This is a genomic window from Mesorhizobium sp. f-mel, from assembly GCF_053850215.1.
The window spans coordinates 195,475-212,223 of the sequence record NZ_JBSPTO010000001.1 but is presented as its reverse complement, the minus strand read 5'-3'; the positions used below and the strand labels follow the sequence as shown (position 1 = coordinate 212,223).

Here is a 16,749-nt window from a genome sequence, read left to right as displayed (position 1 = left end):
TAGGGCGCGAACCCGCTGCCACGGCATATCAACGCTGACGTTCGAGGCCGCGCGCGAACGCGCTCCCGCTCAAGGCTTAGGTTCTTCCGGAGGAGGCGCGTTTGGGACTGGACAATCAGGATGTGGCCATTTTTCACACGGAGAGGGCTTGTCGCCAGCGTCGCCATAACGTTCCACGAGTTTTGCGAATCCGTAGGCGAAGGCGGAAAGCAGCGCCAGGATAACCACTATGCGAGCGGCCATACTGGATTATAGCAGGATCCCGCTTAGGATTGACCCCAGTATCAGCTTGCGCTCGACAGGTTTGCGGCGAGGTTCGCAAGATCTGAACGCATCTCGTGACCTTCCTTGCCACACCTGGGCGACGTGAATGCGTCGGTACGCTGGCATGGATTTGCGCGGGCTCGCCGGCACGGGCCGGTGGAAGGGCGAAAAGTCAGTAGCTCGCTACGCGCATGTCATCGTTTTGGAAGGCTGCTTGCTCCCGACACGTAAACGCAAAGTGACCAGGCGAAGTGCACTATTGAAAATCTTCGGGATAAACTGGTGCTGCGAGAGAGGATTGAACTCTCGACCTCTCCCTTACCAAGGGAGTGCTCTACCACTGAGCTACCGCAGCCGCTGATGGCGGGGCTTCTGCCATATCGAACCGGCAAGCGCAAGGCCAAGCGCAAGCCATCTGTGAAAGCCCGCTCCGACGGCTTTTCCGGACATGGCAGCGCCACAATGTTGGGTATCCCTTCATAACAGTCTCGCCGGGATGGAACCATGAACGACAAGACAATCCCACCTGACAAGGGCGGTCCGTCGAAAAAGGACAGCCAACCGAAAAAGGCCGACCGCAAGAGCCGGCTCGCCGAGCAACTGCGCGCCAATCTGCAGAAGCGCAAGGCGCAGTCGCGCTCGCGGCGCACCGGCGAGGCGGACCAGCGGCCGGAAGGGCTCGGCACCTTAAGGAAAACGCAAACGGATTGACCTATATCAACAGGCCGGGTCCAGGGTGCGGGAATCCTGTTTCTTGAACCAAGCCGGCCAATGGTCTAGACCGGCCACAACAGACTCAACCGATTGAAAACCGGCCTTTCGGCCGAGGGGACGCTCTTCCATGGATCGCATCAGAATTGTCGGTGGCAACAAGCTTGCCGGAAGCATCCCGATCTCGGGCGCGAAGAACGCCGCGCTGCCGCTGATGATCGCCTCGCTTTTGACCGACGACACGCTGACCCTGGAAAACGTGCCGCATCTGGCCGATGTCGAGCAGCTTATCCGCATCCTCGGCAATCATGGCGTCGACTATTCGGTCAATGGCCGCCGCGAAAAACAGCAGGAGGGCTATTCGCGCACCATCAATCTCTCTGCCCGCAACATCGTCGACACCACCGCACCTTACGAGCTGGTGTCGAAGATGCGCGCCTCCTTCTGGGTGATCGGCCCGCTGCTTGCCCGCATGGGCGAGGCCAAGGTGTCGCTGCCCGGCGGCTGCGCCATCGGCACGCGCCCGGTCGATCTTTTCCTGGAAGGCCTTCAGGTGCTCGGCGCCGATATCGACGTCGATACCGGTTATGTAATCGCCAAGACCAGGAACGGCCGTCTTGTCGGCAACCGCTACGTTTTCCCGAAAGTGTCGGTCGGCGCCACCCATGTGCTTGTCATGGCGGCGTCGCTGGCCAATGGCGAGACGGTGCTCGAAAACGCCGCCCGCGAGCCCGAGATCGTCAACCTCGCCGAATGCCTCAACGCCATGGGCGCCAACATTTATGGCGCCGGCACCGAGACCATCACCATCGACGGCGTCGAAGCGCTGTCGGGCGCGCGCGTCCGGGTGATACCCGACCGCATCGAGACCGGCACCTATGCGATGGCCGTCGCCATGACCGGCGGCGACGTCATGCTCGAAGGCGCGCGGGCTGACCTGTTGCAGACCGCGCTCGACGTGATTTCCCAGACCGGCGCCGAGATCACGCAGACCAATTCCGGCATCCGCGTCAGGCGCAACGGCGCCGGCATTGCGCCGGTCGACGTGACGACAGCGCCCTTCCCGGCGTTCCCGACCGACCTGCAGGCGCAGTTCATGGGCCTGATGACGATGGCCAAGGGCAAGTCGCGCATCACTGAGACGATCTTCGAAAACCGCTTCATGCACGTGCAGGAGCTTGCCCGGCTCGGCGCCCACATAACACTGTCCGGCCAGACGGCGATCGTCGACGGCGTTTCGAAGCTGAAGGGCGCGCCGGTCATGGCGACCGATCTTCGCGCTTCGGTGTCGCTGGTCATCGCCGGCCTGGCGGCCGAAGGCGAGACCACGGTCAACCGGGTCTACCATCTCGACCGCGGCTTCGAGCGGCTGGAAGAAAAGCTGTCCGGCTGCGGCGCGGTGATCGAGCGGATTTCGGGGTAGGCAATCGGCGGGATTCCACGGCTTCAATATTTGATCTTGGCGCGGTTGCACGGATCGCCAAGACCGGCTCGATTCCTGCCTGGAGCACGATGTTTTCCAAAAACCGGTTTCCACTTTTTGGGTTCATGCTCTAACAGAGGGCTGAAAATCAACCTTCAGGTGTGAAATCCGCATGGCTCTCAAGCTTGTCGCGCTCGACGATCAGGATCTGAGCATCGTTTCGGCCCATGTCCAGGACGCCGTGCTGAAGGTCGGCGACCTCGAATACATGCCGGCGGCCAAGCGCTTCGTGATGACGATGAACCGCTTCGTCTGGGAGGCGAAAACGGGCCTGTTCCGCCAGCACAATGAGCGGCGGCAAAGCGTGCTGCATTTCGACCGTGTGCTGGGCGCCAAAACCAGCGGCATTGCCCGCGACAAGCCGGACGAGGTGCTGTCGCTGCTGGCGATCAGCTTCGTCGCCCTCGACAAGCCGGCCGGCATTGTCGAGCTGATCTTTTCAGGCGGCGGCGCGATCATGCTCGATGTCGAGTGCATCGAGGCGCGGCTCGCTGACATCGGCGGCGCCTGGGAAGCGACGTCGCGCCCCTTTCACAGAGCCTGAGTACACAAGATGGCCATCACCCTTCGTCTGTCCGATGCCGATTTCGAGCAGCGTTTTGCCGCATTCCTTTTGACCAAGCGGGAGGTCTCGGCGGACGTCGACGCCGTGGTGCGCGCGATCATCGCGCGGGTGCGCGCCGAGGGCGACGCGGCGCTCATCGAGTATACGCAGAAATTCGAACAGGCCGATCTGAAAGGCCTCGGCATGGCCGTGTCGCAAGACGACATCGCCAAGGCCTATGATGCGGCCGACCCGCAGACGATCGAGGCGCTTAAATTCGCCCGTGACCGGATCCGTTCCCATCACGAGCGGCAGCGGCCGAAGGACGACCGATACACGGACGCTGCCGGCGTCGAGCTCGGCTCGCGCTGGACGGCGATCGAGGCGGTCGGGCTCTATGTGCCGGGCGGCACGGCGAGCTATCCAAGCTCGGTGCTGATGAGCGCCGTGCCGGCCAAGGTCGCCGGCGTCGAGCGTATCGTCATGGCGGTGCCGGCGCCCTACGGCATCATCAATCCGCTGGTGCTGGTGGCGGCGGATCTGACCGGCATATCCGAAATCTACCGCGTCGGCGGCGCGCAGGCGATCGCGGCGCTGGCCTATGGCACCGAGACGATAAAGCCGGTCGCCAAGATCGTCGGCCCCGGCAATGCCTATGTCGCCGCGGCCAAGCGCCAGGTGTTCGGCACGGTCGGCATCGACATGATCGCCGGGCCTTCGGAAGTGCTTGTCGTGGCAGACGGCAGCAACGATCCGGACTGGATCGCCGCCGACCTGCTTGCCCAGGCCGAGCATGACGTGTCGGCGCAGTCGATCCTGATCACCGACGATCCCGTCTTCGGCGCGGCGATCGGACAGTCGGTCGAACGCCAGTTGCAGAGCCTGCCGCGCGGGGAGACGGCGGCGGCGAGCTGGCGCGACTTCGGCGCCGTCATCCTTGTTCCCCAAATCGAGGCAGCACTGCCGCTGGTCGACCGCATCGCGGCCGAACATGTCGAGCTTGCCATCGACGAGCCGGAAGCCTTCCTGGCGCGGATGCGCAATGCCGGTGCCGTCTTTCTCGGCCGTCACACGCCGGAAGCCATCGGCGACTATGTCGGCGGCTCCAACCACGTGCTGCCGACGGCGCGCTCGGCGCGCTTCTCGTCCGGTCTTTCGGTGCTCGATTTCATCAAGCGCACCTCGATCCTGAAGCTCGGGCCGGAGCAGTTGCGGGCGCTGGCGCCGGCGGCCATCGCGCTGGCCAAGGCGGAAGGCCTCGACGCGCATAGACGCTCCGTCGCCATCCGGCTGAACATGTAGACTGACATGTCGGACTACGATCGAACCTATGCCAAGCTGATCGATGTCGAACTCGATGAATCGATCGGCCGTTCGACGCCCGATGTCGAGCATGAGCGGGCGGTGGCGATCTTCGACCTGATCGAGGAAAACAGCTTCCAGCCGGTCAATGACGACGGCGCCGGGCCTTATCGGCTAAAACTGTCGCTGGCCGAATCCCGCCTGGTCTTCGCAGTGACGCGCGAGGACGGCGCTGCCGTGGTCACCCACATCCTGTCGCTGACGCCGCTCAGGCGCATCGTCAAGGACTATTACATGATCTGCGAAAGCTATTACGACGCCATCCGCACCTCGACCCCCAGCCAGATCGAGGCGATCGACATGGGCCGGCGCGGGCTGCATAATGAGGGCTCACAGACCTTGATGGACCGGCTGGCCGGCAAGATCGAAATCGATTTCGACACGGCGCGCCGGCTGTTCACGCTGGTCTGCGTGCTGCACTGGCGAGGCTGAACTGCCAGCCCCTCTGCCCCGCTCGATCCTGCCCCGCTCGATCCTGTTTGTCTGCGGCATGAACGCGGTGCGCTCGCCGATGGCCGAACTGCTGGCGCGCCAGGTGCTTCCGGCCACCACCTTCGTGGCGTCGGCCGGGGTGCGCGGCGGCGAACGCGACCCGTTCGTCGACGCCGTGCTGGCCGAGGACGGGCTTTCGCTGGGTGAACGGCACCCGAGGACACTGGACGATCTCGAGGACGACTATTTCGATCTGATCGTCACACTCTCGCCGGAAGCGCATCACACCGCGCTCGAGCTTACCCGCTCGCTTGCCGTCGATGTCGAATATTGGCCGATGCCGGACCCGACTGGCGTCAGCGGCACGCGTGAGCAGATCATGGCAGCCTATCGCGAGGTGCGCGAACGGCTAAGGGCGCGAATCGGCCACCGTTTCCTAGAGCCGGAAGCAAAAAACGGCGCTGATTAAGCGTGTTCACAAGCGCACGATTATCATATAGGTTCCGCGCAAATTCCGGCCGGGGCGCTGGGAATCCCATCCAAGCAAAGGTATCGAATGCCGAAGGAAGAAGTCCTCGAGTTTCCGGGTGTCGTCACGGAATTGTTGCCCAACGCGATGTTCAGGGTGAAGCTCGAAAACGAACACGAAATCATCGCCCACACGGCCGGCCGCATGCGCAAGAACCGCATCCGCGTGCTCACCGGCGACAAGGTCCTGGTCGAGATGACACCCTACGACCTGACCAAGGGCCGCATCACCTACCGTTTCAAGTAAAATCGTCAGAGTTCGGCCGGGATCGCGATGAGCATTTTGCAGAAGCTCGTGCTTGCCTCGGGTTCGCCGCGCCGGATCGAACTGTTGCAGCAGGCCGGCATTGAGCCGGACCGCGTGCTGCCGGCCGGTGTCGACGAGACGCCGCTGCGCGCCGAGCATCCGCGTTCGCTGGCCAAGCGCCTGTCGAAGGAAAAGGCCGAGAAGGCACTGGCCTCGCTGCAGGCGGAAGAGGACTATGTGCCCAGCTTCGTGCTGGCCGCCGACACGGTGGTCGCAGTCGGCCGGCGCATCCTGCCCAAGGCCGAAACGTTCGACGACGTCGCCAATTGCCTCGGCCTGCTGTCCGGCCGTTCGCACCGGGTCTATTCCGGCATCTGCCTGATCACGCCGGGCGGCAAGCTGCGCCAGCGGCTGGTCGAGACCAGGGTGCGTTTCAAGCGGCTGCCGCGCGCCGAGATCGACGCCTATGTCGCCTCGGGAGAATGGCGCGGCAAGGCCGGCGGCTATGCCGTCCAGGGGCTGGCCGGCGCTTTCGTGGTCAAGCTTGTCGGCTCCTACACCAACGTCGTCGGCCTGCCGCTCTATGAGACGGTGGCGCTGCTGACCGGCGAGGGTTTCAAGGTGCATGCCAAATGGCAGTCAGCTCGGCCATGAGTTCGGGGCGGTCATGAGCTCGGACGACAAGGTCACGCCGCTGCGCCCCAAGCGGCCCTGCCCCGAATGCGGCAAGCCGTCGGCGCGCGAGACCTATCCATTCTGCTCGGCGCGCTGCAAGGACATCGACCTCAACCGCTGGCTCAAGGGCGCCTACGTCATTCCGGCCCGCGACGACGAGGACGAAACGGACAACGATCCTCCCAAATGAGGCTGTTCGGCACGGCTTGGTGACCTCGACCGCGCCTCGTGAATCGACCTGTCGAGGAACTGCTCGTTTCCGGCTTGAATCAACGCTTAAGCGCTGGACAGGCCGGATTCCCGTGCTATAACCCACGCGCTTTCAAGGGGCGCTTGCGGCGCTTTCAAGAAATCCGGCGTGCAGAACTGCCCGTGTGCCGGAACAGGCCCAGATAGCTCAGTTGGTAGAGCAGCGGACTGAAAATCCGCGTGTCGGTGGTTCGAATCCGCCTCTGGGCACCATTTTCCATGGCAATTGCTTAACGGTCCGACTGACGGGCGTTGGACTTTGCCGGAAAATGCACGAGGGCGCAGATAAAATTCGACTTGATCCAGGACACGGAAGGATAGTCGTGCCTTTTTGGAAATCGCACAAGAAATATAGCGCAGGAACGTGGGACGATCGGCTCGATGGATTATTTTCATGCGGGGTAAACTACTCCGGTAAGACGATCCTTGATGTTGGCTGCAATATGGGCATCGTCGCTTATGAAATCGCCAAACGCAGACCGGCCTACATCCACGGCATTGACGTTCTGAAGCCACACACCCGCGTGGCGCGTTCTATCTTTCTAGGATCGAACGTAGAAAGTCGATTTGACACCATGAGTCTTGGGAGTCGAAAGCTTCAATCTGTTCTAAATGACCGTTACGATATCGTTCTTCTTCTCGCTGTGTACCAGCATGTCCGCAGGGGGTTGGGTCAGGAGGAGGCCGATCGCATCTTCATCGACATCATTAACCGCACTCAGACGATTGTGGCGCGAGTTCCCGACGAAGACGACATCCGTCTTCAGTCTCTCATCGAGGGTGCCGGGTTCACCTTATCTGATCGCCACAAGTCGCCACGCGGCAGTACAGTTCTGGCTTATCATCGCCACTAGACCGGGCGGACGGCGATTGCCTGCGCGACTCAGGCACCAGACGCATTTCCCGCGCCTATCGGCAAAATCACGTGACCTGAGCACATCACGGCGGCTTCGCCCCGCGAAACGTCTTTGCTCGCGTTGGGCGGATGACGGATTTGATTTGCTTGGTGATCCTCTATCCTTAGGGCAAACTGCCTGCTGGGGCTCTAGGAGGCGAAATGAGAGCACGCGCAGCAACGGTTGGAGATCTGGAAGCTCTTTTCCGTGATCTGTCCAAGCGGATATCGGACGAATACGCCGCGGCCGGCAAGGACAGCAAGATCGCCTACGACAATCTGATGATGAACTTGAAAGAAGGCCGTGCTCACGCGCTTGTCCAGGGCGAAAAGACCGTGGCGATCATCGCGTGGCACGAGCATAGCGACGCTGCTGATACGCTGTTCGCCGCACAGGAGGATTTCTTCAATGCCGCGACCGTTCGCTTCTGCAAGCGGCACATCCGCCATATCCAGGCGCTCGCCGGCAACCTCCCCATTCATTCGCGCAGCTGGCTCCAGAGACCGGACGTCGCAAAATGGTTTCGGATAATCGGCTATGTCGAGCGAGGCCAGGAGAATGGCGCCAACCTGTTCGAACTGCCGCCGGCTCCGGCCGCATAAGAAATCCAGGCGTGTTGCAAAACGCTGCCTTTGAGTTCCGGCGGTGCCGCGCTCACGACGGTGTGCCAAAAAAGGCCCGCCGCTCCATTCGCGAAGCGGCGAGGCCCCATATTTGGGGACAACTTCCGGGCTGTTGCCCAGCATTGCCTACCGTGCAATTCAGGTGCCAGACGACTGGCCCATAATGGGTCACCGCACCGGGAAGCGCGAACCATCCTTCCGCGATCACACCACTGCCAATACCGCGCAATTCCCGTTATATTTCCTTGCGGCGGACCTGATTTCCGCCCTGGCCGGCGCCCATCAGGCAACCTACCCCAACGCCCCCCCAAAGTGGCGCCGGCCAACTTCGCCGCTGACCAATCTTCGCCACCGACAACGTCGAGCACGCCGTTGCGAGGGCGAGGCCTGCGCGCGATCGTCAGGCCCGATAGTCAGGCCCGATAGTCAGGGGCAGCGGTTCGAAGCCCCCTCCAGAGCGGCGGACTTTCAAGTCGGAACGCGCGGCTGCGATTCCAATCCGACAGATCGCCTGGAATGACAGGACGATCCGACATAAATCCAAAAAACCGGTAGCAAGCTGCGGCCAGAAAGTGTTGAAGAGGGTGCCGATCGCATTGAACGCGGCGCGATCCAGTTGCGCTCGGCAAGGCTTGATGATTTGTTGCCGCTTCAAGGAGAATGAATGATGCGCGAGCCTGTCGGTCAAGACGAATATGGGTCGGCCAACCCCTTCGACCCGGACGACCTGACGGCGTTGAACGTGATGGGTCCGGGTGTGGCCAGCAACGATTTCGAGAAATACGCGGTCGCCGTGATCATCGTGTTCGGCGCCCTCATCATTGGCGGCTTGATGGCCGCAACCCTGGCCTTGGGCCATCGCAACGGCTTCCTGTACGCGCTTGGCGGCGCCACCGCGGCGTGGATATCCGGAAATGCGCTTCTGCTCGATCGGCCGCGTATCTATGCCTTGTTCGTCGGCATCGCGGCGGTGATGCTGATTGCGTCCACCATAACGCTGGTCATCTGATGGTCTGCCGATATTCAGGTGATGCCGGCCTGCGAATGGCGGTCTCCTGCGCTTCCGGTACTCGCGTACCGAAAGTACGCTCCGTTCCGGTTCTCGGAAACCACGCAGTCTGGTCGCTTCGCGCCCGTCTTCGACTCCGGCTCGGCCTGACCTGAATCTCAACAGACCCGGGGCGCACGAAATTTAATATCCGATCGCCTCGCCGGATGCGGCGCGGCTGTCGATAGCGCCGTTGTAGCGGGCGCCGCCCTTCTCGATCTCGGCCAGGCTCTTGCCGCCGACCAGGATGCCGGCCGCCTGGCCCCAGGTCGCCTCGGTGACATCGAGGTGGTAGCCCATGCCGGCAAGCAGCTTTTCGGTATCGGGCGACAGGCCGAACGGTTCGATATAGACCGTGTCTGGCAGCCACTGGTGGTGGATGCGCGGCGCGTCGATCGCCTCCTGGATGTTCATGCCATGATCGACAACGTTGACGATCGCTTCCAGCGTGATGGTGATGATGCGCGAGCCGCCGGGGCTGCCGATGACCATGAACGGCTTGCCGTCTTTGGCGACGATGGTCGGGCTCATCGACGACAGCGGCGTCTTCCTCGGCTCGATCGCATTCGCCTCGCCCTGTACGAGGCCGTAGAGATTGGGCACGCCCGGCTTCTGGGTGAAATCGTCCATCTCGTTGTTGAGCAGGATGCCGGTGCCGTCGGCGACGACGCCGGCGCCGAACGAGCCGTTCAGCGTGTAGGTCACCGCGACGGCGTTGCCGTCATTGTCGACGATCGAATAATGCGTCGTCTCCTGGCTCTCACCAAAGCCCTTCGGCATCAAGTCCTGCGACACCCCGGCCCGGAACGGATCGATCTTTTCGCGGATTTCCTTCGCATAATTCTTGTCGAGCAGTTTTTCGACCGGATTGTCGACGAAGTCGGGATCGCCGAGGGCCGAATTGCGGTCGACATAGGCATGGCGCATTGCCTCGACCATGACTTTGACGGTTTCGGCAGAACCCGCGCCGAGATAGGACAGCGGGTAGCCTTCCAGTACGTTGAGGATCTCGCAGATGATGGCGCCGCCCGAGCTCGGTGGCGGCGAGGAGGTGATCTCATAGCCGCGGTAATTGCAGGTCACCGGCTCGAGCTCGCGGACCGCGTAGTTCTCGAAATCCGCCTTGGCCAGAATGCCGCCCTTCTCCGCGCTGGCCTTAACGATGCCGTCGGCGATCGGTCCTTTGTAGAAGGCATCTCGACCTTGCTCCGAAATCGCTGAGAGCGAGGCGGCGAGATCAGCCTGAACAAGGCGCTCGCCGATGGCATAAGGCTTGCCGTCCGGCTTCAGGAAGATGGCAGCCGCGGCCGGGTCCTTGGCCAGCCGTTCGGCGCCGCGTTCGAGCGAGGCGACATCGCCCTGCTCCAGCACGAAGCCGTCCCTGGCATAGCGGATGGCCGGCGCCATCAAGTCCTGCCGCGTCAGCGTGCCGTGTTTTTCCCGTGCCGTTTCAAAACCGGCCACCGAGCCCGGCACGCCGACCGCGAGATAGCCGTCAAGGCTGGCGCCCTTCACCGGCTCGCCGTCCTTGTCGAGATACATGGTCTTCGTCGAGGCGAGCGGCGCCCGCTCGCGGAAATCGAGGAAGGTCGAGCGGCCGTCCTTGAAGCGGATGGTCATGAAGCCGCCACCGCCGATATTGCCGGCGTTCGGATAGACCACAGCCAGCGCATAGCCGACGGCAACCGCCGCATCGACGGCATTGCCGCCTTTCTTCAGCACCTCTACGCCGACTCGCGATGCCAGATGCTGGGCGGTCACCACCATGCCATGCTCGCCGTTCGCCGGCTGCGGCGAGGCGGCGAAGATGGCCGTCAGCGGCACAAAGGCGAAGGTGAGGGAAAGACCGACGGCGATTAGGGTGCGGCGGGTGGGGTGCATGGCCGTTCTCCGAGGCGTTGGATGCGCCTAGAAGACCCTGTCGGAGCGGGCGAGTCCATGGCTGTGAGTGAAAATTCGGGAATGCTGTCATTCGCCGTCGGTGAAGCTGCCGATCTCCCCCTTGCGGGGAGGATCGGATGTCGCTTCGGCTTTCGACAGCCTCCAAGGCTGAAGGCAAACAAACTTGTTCTTGCTTTGTGCCGGCGATTATGCTAGTAATTCAAGGATGGTGCTGATTGCGCCGCGACCCGCCTCAGGCGGGTTTTTCGTTTCACGCCGACATCAAACAATCCCGCCGCCGCCGCCCGCAACCGCCGGCCGTTCCGCCGCGACCTTCGCCCGATAGCCGGCCGCCCGGTAGGCGGCGACCGGATCGATGGCGCCGCCCGTGGTCAGCCGCGCCATGGCGAGGATCGGCTCGACATCGGTGCGATAGGCGGCTTTCAGCGTTTGCGTCGCCATCAGCGCGTCATTGGCGTCCTGATAGGCTTCCAGTGCCTTGCGATCTACCAGCAGCGCCTGCACATAGGCGCGCTGCACCTCGACCGCGGACAGCATCAGGCTTTCGATCGGATCGGTGACGTTGTGGCTCTGGTCGAGCATGTGAGCCGGATCAAAACCTTCGGCACCGGAAAGCTCGGCATCGACCAGCTCGTTGAAGACGAGGAACAGCCGGTAAGGATCGATCGAGCCGGCGTCGAGATCGTCGTCGCCATATTTCGAATCGTTGAAATGGAAGCCGCCGAGTTTCTTGAACTGGATCAGCCGCGAGACGATCATCTCGATGTTGACGTTGGGCGCGTGGTGGCCGAGGTCGACCAGGCAGAACGCCTTGTCGCCGAGTTCGGTGGCGATGATGTAGTTGGTGCCCCAATCCTGCACGACCGTCGAATAGAAGGCCGGCTCGTACATCTTGTGCTCGGTGAACAGCTTCCAGTCGTCCGGCAGTCCGGCGTAGATCTCCTTCATCGCGTCGAGATAGCGTTCGAACGCCTTGGCGAAATTGACCTGGCCGGGAAAGTTCGAGCCGTCGCCGATCCATACGGTCAGTGCCTTCGATCCCAGCGTCTTGCCGATCTCGATGCATTCGAGATTGTGCTCGACCGCCTGCCGGCGCGTTGCGGCATCGGCATGCGAGAGCGAGCCGAACTTGTAGGAAAGCGCCTGGCCCTTAGCGTCAGAGAACGTGTTCGAATTCATGCCGTCGAAGCCGAGGCCGAAGCGGGAGGCGGCCTGCTTCAGCCGGTTCGGGTCGGCCTTGTCCCATGGAATGTGCAGCGAGACGGTCGGCGTCGCCTGCGTCAACTGCCGGATGACGGCGCAGTCCTCGATCTTGTCGAAAATGTCGCGCGGCTCGCCGGCGCCGGGAAAGCGGGCAAAGCGGGTGCCGCCGGTGCCGACGCCCCAGGACGGGATCGCCACGGCGAATTTTTCGACCTTGTCGCTGATAGCGTCGATGGCGATGCCGCGACGGTCAAGACGCTCACCGAGCGAGTCGTAATCGCGCTTGAGGTCGGCCTCGCGCGCGGCGTTGTCTTTTTCGACGATGTCGGCGGAGATGATTTGTTCCATCGCCCGTCTCCGCTCAGCGCGTGAACGACTGGGCATTGCCCGCGTCGACATTGACGATATTGCCGGTCGACTTGGCCGACATGTCGGACGCGAAGAAATAGATCGCCTCGGCGATGTCTTCGGGGAACACCGAACGCTTCAGCATCGAGCGCGAGCGGTAGTGCTCCTCGAGGTCGTCGGTCGACATCTTGTAGGCGGCGGCGCGCTGTTCCTTCCACTCGCCGGTCCAGATCTTGGAGCCGCGCAGCACGGCGTCGGGATTAACGACATTGACCCTGATCTGCGCTTCCGCGCCCTCCAGCGCCAGGCAACGCGCCAGATGGATCTCGGCGGCCTTGGCCGTGCAATAGGCGGCGGCGTTGGGCGATGCTGCTAGCCCGTTCTTGGAGGCGACGAAGACGACGTTGCCGCCGATCTTTTGCGCGCGGAAAAGACGGAATGCTTCCCGCGAAACCAGGAAATAGCCTGTCGACAAGATGTCCATGTTCTTGTTCCACAGCGCCAGCGTCGTCTCCTCGATCGGCGCCGAGGTTGCCAGGCCGGCATTCGACACCAGTATATCGATGCCGCCGAACTCGACCGCGGTCTCGGCGAAGCCGGAGATCACCTGGTCCTCTGACGTCACATTGATGACCAGCGGCCGCACGAAATCTTTGCCATAGGCTTTCGCCAACTCGTCATTGGCGCAGGCAAGGGCGATCTCGTCGATGTCGGCCAGCACGACGCAGGCGCCTTCGCGCAGCAGCCGGTTGGCCGTCGCCCGGCCGATGCCACCGGCGCCGCCGGTGACCAGCGCGATCTGGCCGGCTAGAGCCTTCGGCTTCGGCAGGCGCTGCAGCTTTGCCTCTTCGAGCAGCCAGTACTCGATGTCGAAGGCTTCCTGCTCGGGCAGCCCGACATAGGTCGACACCGTCGAGGCGCCGCGCATGACATTGATGGCGTTGACGTAGAATTCGCCCGATATGCGCGCCGTCGCCTTGTCGCCGGCGAAGGTGAACATGCCGACGCCGGGCATCAGATAGACCACGGCGTTCGGATCACGCACCGGTGGCGAATCCACGTGCTTGCAGCGGTCGTAATAAGCCTGATAGCCAACACGATACTCCGCCACATCGTCGGCGAGACGGGCGATGACCGCATCGACGTCGGGATTCCCGGGATCGAATTCGATGACCAGCGGCCGGATCTTGGTGCGCAGGAAATGGTCCGGGCAGGATGTGCCGAGCGCTGCCAGTGGGCGCAAATCCTTCGAATTGACGAATTCGAGCACGGCTGGCGAATCGTCGAAATGGCCAAGCTTGTGGCTTTTCTTCGAAATCAGGCCGCGGATCCTCGGCATCAGCTTTGCCGCCGCGGCGCGACGCGCTGGCGCGTCGAGCGATTTGACGACTTCGCCACCGAAGATCGGCTTGCCTTCAGACTTGCGCTCGAACCAGTCGATCGCCTGGTTGATCACCGAGATCGTCGTCTTGTAGCATTCCTTTGGGGTGTCGCCCCAGGTGAACAGGCCATGGCTTGCCAGGACGACGCCCTTGGCCTCAGGGTTCTCGAGGCAGAATTTTTCCAGCCACAGGCCGAGTTCGAAGCCCGGACGTTTCCACGGCAGCCAGCCGATCGCGTCGCCGAAGATCTCCTTGGTCAGCGCCTTCGAATCCTTGGCGGCGGCAATGGCGATAATGGCGTCGGGATGCATGTGGTCGACATGGGGCTTCGGCACGAATGCGTGCAGCGGCGTGTCGATCGAGGCCGCGCGCGGATTGAGGTTGAAGGTGCAGTGGGGCAGATAGCCGACCATTTCGTCTTCATGCTCGAGGCCGCGATAAAGACCCTTCAACGCCCTGAGCTTGTCCATATAGAGCGTGGCGAAGCCGTCGAGCTTGATCGAGGCGCTGTCGCCGCCCGAGCCCTTGACCCACAGCACTTCCATGCTCTCACCGGTGAGCGGATCCTTTTGCCAGATCTTGGAAGAGGTGTTGCCGCCGCCATAGTTGGTGACGCGCTTGTCGGAGCCAAGAACATTCGAGCGATAGACGAGACGTTCCGGCTCGCTCATTGCTTGGGCTTTCGCGTCATCCCAAAGATTGGCGAGGCGCGTGCCAGAGCGCTTGTCGAGCATAGGTAATCCTCCCGTGACGTGAGACGCGCAAACGATGCGGTCAATTGCCACCGCATTGCGGGTCAGCTTTGCTCGAATGTCCACGCAAGCGGCGGCGTTGTCAATCACAAACGATCAAGATTGATCATATTGCACTGCACAATGAAATTATATGATCGGAAATGATTGACACTGCGCGTTTAGGGTGCCTAGATGCTCGGCAGGGAGGAACCATGCACGAGAAAGAGCGCCACAGGATCATTTTGTCCGCCGTCCAGGAAAAGCCTGTGGTGACGGTGCAGGAGATGGTCGACCTGACGGACTCGTCCGAGGCGACGATCCGGCGCGACATCGCCGCATTGCATGTGCAAAAGCGCCTGCGCCGCGTGCGCGGCGGCGCCGAGGCGATCACGCCACCGCAGTTCATCGGCCTTGCCGGCCGGCCTTTTTCCGTCAACGAGACGATCAACGCTTCGCAGAAGCGGGCGATCGCGCGGGACGCCGTGGAACTCTGCAAGGACGGCGAGCCGATCATCATCAATGGCGGCACCACCACCTTCCAGATGGTGCATTTCCTGACCGGCCGGCGGATGCCGATCTTCACCAATTCCTTTCCGATCGCCGAGCACCTGCTCAAGCACTCCAAGAACACGGTGATGCTGTCGGGCGGCACCATCTACCGCGAGCAGAGCATCATCCTGTCGCCCTTCGAGAATGACGTGACGCGCAATTTCTATGCGCGCCGCATGTTCATGGGCGCGCAAGGGCTCGGGCCACTCGGCTTGATGGAAGGCGATCCGCTGCTGATCCAGGCCGAGCAGAAACTGATCGATCAGGCCGACGAACTGGTGGTGCTGGTCGACTCGTCGAAGTTCCGAAAACGCTCGAGCCTGATCCTGTGCGGCCTATCGCGCATCGCGACCGTCATTACCGACGACGGCATCGAGGACCGCGAGGCCAAGATGTTGGAGGCCGCCGGTGTGACGCTGGTGGTCGCCCGCACAACGCTGGGCAATAAGGAAGAATCTTCGCTGCAGGCCTGAGGCCCGCAGCGGCGATGGAATGCAACACTCAAGGGAGGATATTCGATGAGCTTTCTGAAGAAACTGATGGTTACGGCGGCGTTCTCCGCCGCCATGTTCGTGAATGCCGCCTATGCCGAGAACGTCAAGATCGCACTGGTGGTGAAGTCGCTCGGCAATGGCTTCTTCGATGCCGCCAACAAGGGCGCCGAAGAGGCGGCCAAGGAACTCGGCGACGTCGATATCATCTACACCGGCCCGACCAAGGCGACCGCCGAAGCGCAGATCGAGGTGATCAATTCGCTGATCGCCCAGAAGGTCAACGCCATCGCCATCTCGGCCAATGACGCCGACGCGCTGGTGCCAGCGCTGAAGAAGGCGATGGATCGCGGCATCACCGTCATCTCGTGGGATTCAGGCGTCGCTCCGGAAGGTCGCCAGCTCCACCTCAACCCCTCGGACACCAACCTGATCGGCGAGACCATCATCAAGCTTGCCGCCGACTACCTGCCGGAAGGCGGCGACGTCGCCATCCTGTCGGCTTCGTCCACCGCGACCAACCAGAACGCCTGGATCGACGCGGCCAAGAAGGTGCTGCCGGAGAACTTTCCCAAGATCAACCTCGTCGCCACCGTTTACGGCGACGACGACTCGGCCAAGAGCACGGACGAAGCCAAGGGCCTTTTGAAGTCCTATCCGAACCTCAAAGCGATCATCGCACCGACCACGGTCGGCGTCGTTGCCGCCGCTCAGGTGGTGACCGACCAAGGCCTGATCGGCAAGGTCAACGTCACCGGCCTGGCGCTGCCGTCGGAGTTCAAGAAGTTCATCGACAACGGTGCCAGCCAAGCGGTCGCGCTGTGGAACCCGATCGACCTCGGCTACTCGGCCGTCTACCTCGCCCATGATTTGGCGGTGAAGAAGGAAGAAGCCAAGCCGGGTGCGACGCTGTCGATCGGCCGCGTCGGCAAGGTCACGCTCGACGACACCAATTCGGCTGCGATGGCTCCGCCCTTCAAGTTCGACAAGTCGAACATCGAAGAATTCTCCAAGATCTATTGATCCTGGAGCCCTTCAAGCCGGCGCGGCGGGGCAGAGGTTCCGCCGCGTCCTCAAA

17 protein-coding genes and 2 tRNA genes are annotated in these 16,749 nt (G+C 62.3%); 15 read left to right on the top strand and 4 right to left on the bottom strand.

Annotation, left to right across the window (positions count from 1 at the left end; all coding sequences use genetic code 11):
• Positions 1 to 544: 544 nt before the first annotated feature.
• Positions 545 to 619, bottom strand: a tRNA-Thr gene (locus ACWUKX_RS01020).
• A 149-nt stretch (positions 620 to 768) separates the two neighbouring features.
• On the opposite strand from ACWUKX_RS01020, the gene ACWUKX_RS01015 reads away from it, so the two are divergent.
• The 13 genes from ACWUKX_RS01015 to ACWUKX_RS00955 all read left to right on the top strand — a co-directional run bounded on the left by ACWUKX_RS01015 (position 769) and on the right by ACWUKX_RS00955 (position 9,023).
• Positions 769 to 975 (top strand): hypothetical protein, encoded by a 207-nt coding sequence (locus ACWUKX_RS01015; RefSeq protein ID WP_456003032.1) that lies wholly within the window; start codon positions 769 to 771, stop codon positions 973 to 975.
• Between the two features lie 130 nt (positions 976 to 1,105).
• Positions 1,106 to 2,398, top strand: coding sequence for a UDP-N-acetylglucosamine 1-carboxyvinyltransferase (murA, locus tag ACWUKX_RS01010; protein ID WP_456003030.1), 1,293 nt, complete (start codon positions 1,106 to 1,108; stop codon positions 2,396 to 2,398).
• Positions 2,399 to 2,570: 172 nt separating this feature from the next.
• Positions 2,571 to 3,002: a DUF2948 family protein gene (locus ACWUKX_RS01005; RefSeq protein WP_065009241.1), complete on the top strand. Its 432-nt coding sequence runs from the start codon at positions 2,571 to 2,573 to the stop codon at positions 3,000 to 3,002.
• 9 nt (positions 3,003 to 3,011) lie between these two features.
• The gene (hisD, locus tag ACWUKX_RS01000; RefSeq protein ID WP_456003028.1) at positions 3,012 to 4,304 is read left to right on the top strand and encodes a histidinol dehydrogenase; all 1,293 of its coding nucleotides are present in this window, start codon (positions 3,012 to 3,014) and stop codon (positions 4,302 to 4,304) included.
• 6 nt (positions 4,305 to 4,310) lie between these two features.
• On the top strand, positions 4,311 to 4,796 hold the full coding sequence (locus ACWUKX_RS00995; RefSeq protein WP_029348511.1) for a UPF0262 family protein: 486 nt from the start codon (positions 4,311 to 4,313) through the stop codon (positions 4,794 to 4,796).
• Position 4,797: 1 nt separating this feature from the next.
• Positions 4,798 to 5,265 carry an arsenate-mycothiol transferase ArsC gene (locus ACWUKX_RS00990; protein WP_277569143.1) on the top strand — a complete coding sequence of 156 codons (468 nt, stop codon included), beginning with the start codon at positions 4,798 to 4,800 and terminating at the stop codon, positions 5,263 to 5,265.
• A gap of 87 nt (positions 5,266 to 5,352) precedes the next feature.
• Positions 5,353 to 5,571 (top strand): translation initiation factor IF-1, encoded by a 219-nt coding sequence (infA, locus tag ACWUKX_RS00985; RefSeq protein ID WP_006200926.1) that lies wholly within the window; start codon positions 5,353 to 5,355, stop codon positions 5,569 to 5,571.
• Between the two features lie 27 nt (positions 5,572 to 5,598).
• On the top strand, positions 5,599 to 6,225 hold the full coding sequence (locus ACWUKX_RS00980) for a Maf-like protein (RefSeq protein WP_029348516.1): 627 nt from the start codon (positions 5,599 to 5,601) through the stop codon (positions 6,223 to 6,225).
• A 13-nt stretch (positions 6,226 to 6,238) separates the two neighbouring features.
• The gene (gene yacG / locus ACWUKX_RS00975; protein WP_456003026.1) at positions 6,239 to 6,436 is read left to right on the top strand and encodes a DNA gyrase inhibitor YacG; all 198 of its coding nucleotides are present in this window, start codon (positions 6,239 to 6,241) and stop codon (positions 6,434 to 6,436) included.
• A 196-nt stretch (positions 6,437 to 6,632) separates the two neighbouring features.
• Positions 6,633 to 6,708: transfer RNA gene (locus ACWUKX_RS00970), tRNA-Phe, on the top strand.
• Positions 6,709 to 6,764: 56 nt separating this feature from the next.
• Positions 6,765 to 7,349, top strand: a complete 585-nt coding sequence (locus ACWUKX_RS00965) for a class I SAM-dependent methyltransferase (protein WP_456003024.1) — start codon at positions 6,765 to 6,767, stop codon at positions 7,347 to 7,349.
• A gap of 203 nt (positions 7,350 to 7,552) precedes the next feature.
• Positions 7,553 to 7,993 (top strand): hypothetical protein, encoded by a 441-nt coding sequence (locus ACWUKX_RS00960; protein ID WP_456003022.1) that lies wholly within the window; start codon positions 7,553 to 7,555, stop codon positions 7,991 to 7,993.
• A 685-nt stretch (positions 7,994 to 8,678) separates the two neighbouring features.
• Entirely contained in the window at positions 8,679 to 9,023 is a 345-nt protein-coding gene (locus tag ACWUKX_RS00955) for a hypothetical protein (RefSeq protein WP_456003020.1), read from the top strand.
• 183 nt (positions 9,024 to 9,206) lie between these two features.
• Here ACWUKX_RS00955 and ggt read toward each other — a convergent pair whose 3' ends face one another.
• The 3 genes from ggt to ACWUKX_RS00940 all read right to left on the bottom strand — a co-directional run bounded on the left by ggt (position 9,207) and on the right by ACWUKX_RS00940 (position 14,631).
• The gene (gene ggt, locus ACWUKX_RS00950; protein WP_456003018.1) at positions 9,207 to 10,943 is read right to left on the bottom strand and encodes a gamma-glutamyltransferase; all 1,737 of its coding nucleotides are present in this window, start codon (positions 10,941 to 10,943) and stop codon (positions 9,207 to 9,209) included.
• Between the two features lie 282 nt (positions 10,944 to 11,225).
• Entirely contained in the window at positions 11,226 to 12,515 is a 1,290-nt protein-coding gene (rhaI, locus tag ACWUKX_RS00945; RefSeq protein WP_456003016.1) for an L-rhamnose catabolism isomerase, read from the bottom strand.
• 13 nt (positions 12,516 to 12,528) lie between these two features.
• Complete coding sequence (locus ACWUKX_RS00940) at positions 12,529 to 14,631, bottom strand: bifunctional rhamnulose-1-phosphate aldolase/short-chain dehydrogenase (RefSeq protein WP_456003014.1); 2,103 nt, start codon at positions 14,629 to 14,631, stop codon at positions 12,529 to 12,531.
• A 212-nt stretch (positions 14,632 to 14,843) separates the two neighbouring features.
• Here ACWUKX_RS00940 and ACWUKX_RS00935 point away from each other — a divergent pair, with 212 nt between their 5' ends.
• Together ACWUKX_RS00935 and rhaS are read left to right on the top strand one after the other, a co-directional pair.
• Positions 14,844 to 15,653, top strand: coding sequence for a DeoR/GlpR family DNA-binding transcription regulator (locus tag ACWUKX_RS00935; RefSeq protein ID WP_065005818.1), 810 nt, complete (start codon positions 14,844 to 14,846; stop codon positions 15,651 to 15,653).
• Positions 15,654 to 15,698: 45 nt separating this feature from the next.
• Positions 15,699 to 16,694, top strand: a complete 996-nt coding sequence (gene rhaS / locus ACWUKX_RS00930) for a rhamnose ABC transporter substrate-binding protein (protein WP_456003012.1) — start codon at positions 15,699 to 15,701, stop codon at positions 16,692 to 16,694.
• Positions 16,695 to 16,749 lie beyond the last annotated feature (55 nt).

Excerpts from the sequence above, each read along its gene's own strand:
- ACWUKX_RS01015 (WP_456003032.1), top strand. The coding sequence starts at position 769 with ATGAACGACAAGACAATCCCACCTGACAAGGGCGGTCCGTCGAAAAAG.
- murA (WP_456003030.1), top strand. The coding sequence starts at position 1,106 with ATGGATCGCATCAGAATTGTCGGTGGCAACAAGCTTGCCGGAAGCATC.
- ACWUKX_RS01005 (WP_065009241.1), top strand. The coding sequence starts at position 2,571 with ATGGCTCTCAAGCTTGTCGCGCTCGACGATCAGGATCTGAGCATCGTT.
- hisD (WP_456003028.1), top strand. The coding sequence starts at position 3,012 with ATGGCCATCACCCTTCGTCTGTCCGATGCCGATTTCGAGCAGCGTTTT.
- ACWUKX_RS00995 (WP_029348511.1), top strand. The coding sequence starts at position 4,311 with ATGTCGGACTACGATCGAACCTATGCCAAGCTGATCGATGTCGAACTC.
- infA (WP_006200926.1), top strand. The coding sequence starts at position 5,353 with ATGCCGAAGGAAGAAGTCCTCGAGTTTCCGGGTGTCGTCACGGAATTG.
- ACWUKX_RS00980 (WP_029348516.1), top strand. The coding sequence starts at position 5,599 with ATGAGCATTTTGCAGAAGCTCGTGCTTGCCTCGGGTTCGCCGCGCCGG.
- yacG (WP_456003026.1), top strand. The coding sequence starts at position 6,239 with ATGAGCTCGGACGACAAGGTCACGCCGCTGCGCCCCAAGCGGCCCTGC.
- ACWUKX_RS00965 (WP_456003024.1), top strand. The coding sequence starts at position 6,765 with ATGCACGAGGGCGCAGATAAAATTCGACTTGATCCAGGACACGGAAGG.
- ACWUKX_RS00960 (WP_456003022.1), top strand. The coding sequence starts at position 7,553 with ATGAGAGCACGCGCAGCAACGGTTGGAGATCTGGAAGCTCTTTTCCGT.
- ACWUKX_RS00955 (WP_456003020.1), top strand. The coding sequence starts at position 8,679 with ATGATGCGCGAGCCTGTCGGTCAAGACGAATATGGGTCGGCCAACCCC.
- ggt (WP_456003018.1), bottom strand. The coding sequence starts at position 10,943 with ATGCACCCCACCCGCCGCACCCTAATCGCCGTCGGTCTTTCCCTCACC.
- rhaI (WP_456003016.1), bottom strand. The coding sequence starts at position 12,515 with ATGGAACAAATCATCTCCGCCGACATCGTCGAAAAAGACAACGCCGCG.
- ACWUKX_RS00940 (WP_456003014.1), bottom strand. The coding sequence starts at position 14,631 with ATGCTCGACAAGCGCTCTGGCACGCGCCTCGCCAATCTTTGGGATGAC.
- ACWUKX_RS00935 (WP_065005818.1), top strand. The coding sequence starts at position 14,844 with ATGCACGAGAAAGAGCGCCACAGGATCATTTTGTCCGCCGTCCAGGAA.
- rhaS (WP_456003012.1), top strand. The coding sequence starts at position 15,699 with ATGAGCTTTCTGAAGAAACTGATGGTTACGGCGGCGTTCTCCGCCGCC.